Below are 4,923 nucleotides of genomic sequence, written 5' to 3'. Positions count from 1 at the left end.
ACCATCGTCGCGGGCATGCTGATCACGCTGATGGCGATGGAGAAGCTGAAACAGGATGGCAGCTACGACCGGATGTCGCCGGAGGAGCGCGAGCGGCTGCCGCTCGACCTGTGGCCATTGATATGTTGCTGAAGAAAAAGCAGCACTGATGATCACCGAAGTCCTCACCCGCTGGTCGAGGGAGCGGCTGCGGAAGGGTCTTGCTCGCGGGCCTTGGTTTGTTGGCTATCCCCGGCCTGGGTCCGGTCGTGGCGGCCGGATGGCTCGCATCGACCGCGCTCGGTGCCGTTGCCGGCGGCGCCACAGGCGGGGTCGTTGGGGCGCTGACGCAGGCCGGCGTATCCGATGAGGAAGCACCACTCTACGCCGAAGGTGTGAGGCGCGGCGGCACGCTAGTTTCAGCTCGTGTGCCGGATGCGGATCGGGCGCGATACGAAGCGATCCTGAATCAGTCCGCCGTCAACCTGCGCGACCGGAGCGCAGCCTGGCAGAAGGCCGGGTGGAAAAATTATGATCCATGCGCCCAGCCTTATGGCGCGGAGGAAGTCCGGAGAGAGCGCCAACTCTACGGCACGGGCCTGCGATGAATTACCCGGCGGCCCGCCAAGGGGTCGCCATCGCCCTTTTCTTGCGTATTTTGCCCATCGAACTCAGGAGCCGAAATGAGTCGCGGAATGCCATCAATGACCGCCCTCTTGGGTATGCTCGCAATCGCCGGTTACCAAAATCGGGACAAGCTCGCCGACATGTTTCGCAACGCTACCTCCGGTCAGCCGGCGGGCGCCAAGGATTCCCTGAGCGGTATGCTCGGCAATCTTGGCGGCCTTGTGGGTGGCGGCGGCGTGAGTTCGCTGCTGAACGGCGGGATCGGCGAGTTGCTCGAGCACTTCAGGCAGAATGGGCAAGGGGACGCGGCCCAATCCTGGATCAATCAGGGGCCGAACCGGGAAGTCACCCCGCCCGAACTCCGGCAGGCTATCGGTCCCGACGTCCTTCAAAAGCTGGAGCAGCAGACAGGCCTGTCGCAGCAGGAGATACTCGACCGCTTATCTCGCGAGCTTCCTACGGCCGTGGACCAATACACGCCCGACGGACGTCTTCCGGCTCCATCGGCGTGATAACATCGTAAGGGCTCGAGGAAAGTCATGAGCATTATTTGGACGATCATCATCGGCTTCGTCGCAGGCGTCATCGCGAAGTTTATCATGCCCGGCGACAACGAGCCGTCCGGTTTCATCCTGACCACGATTCTGGGAATCGTGGGGGCGTTCGTAGCGACTTACCTCGGCCAGGCACTGGATTGGTACCGGCCTGGAGAAGGCGCAGGACTGATCGGTGCCATCGTCGGCGCGATTGTCGTGCTGTTTGTTTACGGTATGGTAACTGGTCGAAGCCGTCGGGCCATTTAGACAGGTTTGGCGGCGAACCTGCATGAAGGGAGCGACGGTACCGGCTCAAGGCCCAGCTCTTGGCCGATTTCGGCGACGTTGTCAGCATAGCCGGCCACCTTCACGTTTTGGAAGCGGCAGCGTAGCTGGAGGAACCACTGCGCAAGGCTTTCGTTGGTTTATCTTCCAACGGCAAAAGGACACGATCATGGACCGCGAACATGTGAAGGGCGCTGCCGACAAGGTAAAAGGCGCCATCAAAGAAGGAGCCGGCAAGCTCAGTGGCGACAAGGACCTGGAAGCCGAAGGCAAGATTGATAAGGCGAAGGGATCCGCCCACAACGCAATGGGAGACGTGAAAGACGCAGCGCGAGACGCCGCTGACGCCCTAAAGAAATAAGCCGAAGAAAGAAGACTATAAACTAAGCCGCTTCCTAGCGGCTTTTTCTTTTTAGGATGGCCAATCTAGCAAACACGCCGGCGCCTCTCGCTGGCCTTTTACGTGGAATAGCGGCCCGTCTCGCCTCGGACCGCCTCTATCGTGTTGTTCGACTGTGGTCGTAGTCTCAAACCATACAGGCGGGCAGCTGCAAGTTCTGCGTACCGTGGGTTGGGTAGTTTAGCCCTTCCTAATCAGTGACAACCTCTGGCCCGACGCACCTCAAGCCATGGCTGGAAGTTGAAATTGACGTCGAGCACGAAAACGAGGTCCTCGGCTTCGAGATAGCCCCCAATTGGAGAATGATGTCCGCTACCAGCACCAAAAACTCGGGCGCGATCGAAATTTACGACGTAGCGTCGGCCGGGATCGTTGGAGCGGCGGAGATGCTCCAGAAACTGATCCTCGCTAAGATCGCGCAAGACCGTGACTTTCCGGCTCGTGTTGGTCTGAGCTACTCTGGCAAGCTCGTCGAGCGTGAGACCCATGATGCATACGCCTGTCCAGCAGCTCCATGTACCGGCCAACACCTTGCCCTCCGTCGCTGCCGCCTCGCCGAGCGACCGGTAGGCGTTCGCAACAGCTGCGGGTCCGCAGCGAGAGCCATTTGATTGCCAGTCAACGTGTCTTTGGAATGTGGCTGCCACGGGCAAGTGCCACGCACGCTCTATAAGCTCCGGACTATGTGTTACCGATGACGCGATGGAGTCTGATGGCACGTGCGATTGACTGACTACCAGGGCGCCGGCACAAACCAGACCCACGGCGAAAACCAAGCTGGTTATACTGACGTAGCGCCATCGCTTCATGGGTCAGAACCTTGCCGGTAATGACTACATTGGCCGGTAAGATTATATCGCTAACTGGCGGGATGATGGAGGCGCGCCGTGGATCCGATGAAAACGGACGCGGTAGGCTGGCCCGCCGGTGAGCTGAAGCCGCCAAACTGAGGCGCGGTGGCAGTGGTGTGATGGATGAGGGCTTCTGCAAGGGACAGACGCAACGCATTCGCGTTTTGGCGAAGCGGGCTGATCTCTTCACCAGGCGCCGCCTGTTGGCGCTGGTCGGCCGATACGCCCCAGGGTGGTCGGTCCCTTGCGGAGCGGCCGCAGTCGGTCCGTGCCGCAAGCGTCGATCCTCGAGGGGCAGGCGAGGCGTGACCAAGGGCCGATCGTAGTCCGGTGCGACGCTTGCGGCGGCCCCGAGATGTCTGGCCGCGGGAGTCGGAGCCCTTCCGCAGGACTTATGGGGGCGCTGCGAGGAGACAAAGGCCGCGCGACAGGGCGAAATGCTCCATATCCTCTTAACGGATCGTTCCCACCTGGCGCTGGTGCGCCAAGCGGGTGGAACGGTTTAGCTCTGAATCGTGCCGGGTATGGATTGCAAGAGCTGCTGGACCAGGCGTTCCTCCTCGACTATCAGTCGTTCGTACGCGGCCCGCTCGCCGTCGTCCCGTGCCCGTTGGAGCAGCCAACGGTAGTGAGCGATTATTTTCGCACTGCTGCGAACGAGCAGATCGACGGTCCTGCTCATGGCATCACCTCTGCAACCGGCAGCGGTCGACCAGGCAAGAGGCGATCGCGGACGCGTCGGACGCCCATGATGCCAGGATTGCGCGTTTCTCGCTCAACGTCAGCGCCGGATGATCCAGCACGTCTCTCGGTGCTTCAAACACCGTGCCGGGATGAAGAAGAGCGTCGAAATCGAAAACGTCGTCGTCAGCGGTCGTCGGCCGCATGGTCCTCTCCTATTCATTTGACGAATGGATGGGAGCCGCACGATTTGTCGCGCGGCTCCAATGGCGTCTGCGCTAGGCGGCGGCCTTAGCTTCCAGCTTCGGCACGTTGCCGGCCGAGGCAGCACCGATGGCAATTCGGCGCGGCTTCATGGCTTCCGGGATCTCGCGGACGAGTTCGATGGTCAGCAAGCCGTTGTCGAACGCGGCGCTTTTCACCTGGACATATTCGGCGAGGCTGAATTGGCGCTTGAAGTTGCGGTGCGAGATACCGCGATAGAGGAAACCACGCTCGGTCTTGTCGGATTTGCTGCCTTCGACCGTCACCACGTTCTGCTCGGCGGTGATGATGATGTCCTCGGGCGAGAAACCCGCCACCGCCAGCGAGATCTGATAGCGATCCTCCGCCAGCCGTTCGATGTTGTAGGGTGGATAGTTGTCCTCGCTGGCCCGCTGAGCAGTTTCTGCGAGGTCGAAAAGGCGGTCGAAACCAATGGTCGAGCGCCAGAGGGAGGCAAAATCGTAGGTGCGCATAGCCAAATCCTCCTAAGAGCAAGATGTCTACGAGCGGCACCGGACACAACCGGTGCCCGTCTCTTGGCCCGGGCCCATGAGGCGCCCGGACGCCATCGTCAGATGGCGACAAAAAAATTAGCAAAGCCGGCTTTGGTTTCAAGAGGCGTTGAAAAACATTTTGCCTCCGATCGCCGCCAGGTCCTCGCGCAACCCCTTTGAACGGATGTCACCCTCTTTGGGATGCCAACTCAAAGGCCCGCTGGTTCACTGGCGGGCCTACCACCAATAAGCAACCCCTGCCGGTTTACGACAGGGGCTGCCGCGGATGGATGGCCTGAGGCTAGCGCCACACGGGCTTTCTAACCCAACGGTGCTGCGTTAATTTAGAACCATGCCTCGGAGCACAAACCGTACCTGCCGAGATCTGCGGACCTATTGGCCGCCAAGGACGAGCTTCTTGCTGGTCGACGGATCGTCATTGCTGCTTTGGCTGGACCGCGTCTTAGCGGGAAGAAAGGCATCGTTCTTGGTCAGGGAGCGACGGCCACTCAGGTCAAGGTGCTCTTAGACGGTGCCAAGGGCTACGTGATTCTCCATGCGCGATACGTTGATCTATTCGAGGATCGATCCGCTACCGAGGGAGAATGTCCGAAATGAAGGCGCGGTACGTTGTTTGGTATGAGCGACCGGTAACCGGCCGGTTCACCGTACTGGACCTTTCACTAGAGTTGCCCGCGATCGGAAAAGGCGGGAAGCCTCTGTCTGGCTTGTCGCACTCCACTGCTGAAGCAGAGGCCGAGAGACTGAACGCTGCCCGCAGCCGACCGAAGGGCCCAGAAAGGGGA

6 protein-coding genes and 1 pseudogene are annotated in these 4,923 nt (G+C 60.5%); 4 read left to right on the top strand and 3 right to left on the bottom strand.

Features of this window, described 5'->3' with window-relative positions:
- Positions 1-200: 200 nt before the first annotated feature.
- From QJT78_RS48410 to QJT78_RS48395, 4 genes and pseudogenes are all read left to right on the top strand, one after another.
- Positions 201-587: pseudogene (locus QJT78_RS48410) on the top strand (hypothetical protein); the annotation flags it as partial.
- Between the two features lie 75 nt (positions 588-662).
- Positions 663-1,118, top strand: a complete 456-nt coding sequence (locus tag QJT78_RS48405; RefSeq protein ID WP_038953004.1) for a YidB family protein — start codon at positions 663-665, stop codon at positions 1,116-1,118.
- Positions 1,119-1,145: 27 nt separating this feature from the next.
- On the top strand, positions 1,146-1,409 hold the full coding sequence (locus QJT78_RS48400) for a GlsB/YeaQ/YmgE family stress response membrane protein (RefSeq protein ID WP_028154448.1): 264 nt from the start codon (positions 1,146-1,148) through the stop codon (positions 1,407-1,409).
- Between the two features lie 187 nt (positions 1,410-1,596).
- Entirely contained in the window at positions 1,597-1,788 is a 192-nt protein-coding gene (locus tag QJT78_RS48395; RefSeq protein ID WP_028154449.1) for a CsbD family protein, read from the top strand.
- A gap of 233 nt (positions 1,789-2,021) precedes the next feature.
- Here the strand turns inward: QJT78_RS48395 and QJT78_RS48390 are convergent, their stop codons facing one another.
- From QJT78_RS48390 to QJT78_RS48380, 3 genes are all read right to left on the bottom strand, one after another.
- The gene (locus tag QJT78_RS48390; protein WP_080586905.1) at positions 2,022-2,636 is read right to left on the bottom strand and encodes a phytochelatin synthase family protein; all 615 of its coding nucleotides are present in this window, start codon (positions 2,634-2,636) and stop codon (positions 2,022-2,024) included.
- Positions 2,637-3,364: 728 nt separating this feature from the next.
- Positions 3,365-3,565 carry a hypothetical protein gene (locus tag QJT78_RS48385; RefSeq protein WP_049808097.1) on the bottom strand — a complete coding sequence of 67 codons (201 nt, stop codon included), beginning with the start codon at positions 3,563-3,565 and terminating at the stop codon, positions 3,365-3,367.
- Positions 3,566-3,637: 72 nt separating this feature from the next.
- Positions 3,638-4,096 carry an Hsp20 family protein gene (locus tag QJT78_RS48380; RefSeq protein WP_028154451.1) on the bottom strand — a complete coding sequence of 153 codons (459 nt, stop codon included), beginning with the start codon at positions 4,094-4,096 and terminating at the stop codon, positions 3,638-3,640.
- Between the last annotated feature and the right edge of the window lie 827 nt (positions 4,097-4,923).

Source organism: Bradyrhizobium sp. Mp27, from assembly GCF_029953005.1.
GTDB lineage: Bacteria > Pseudomonadota > Alphaproteobacteria > Rhizobiales > Xanthobacteraceae > Bradyrhizobium > Bradyrhizobium barranii.
The sequence above is the reverse complement of the archived record's forward strand: the minus strand, read 5'-3'. Positions and strand labels throughout refer to the sequence as shown.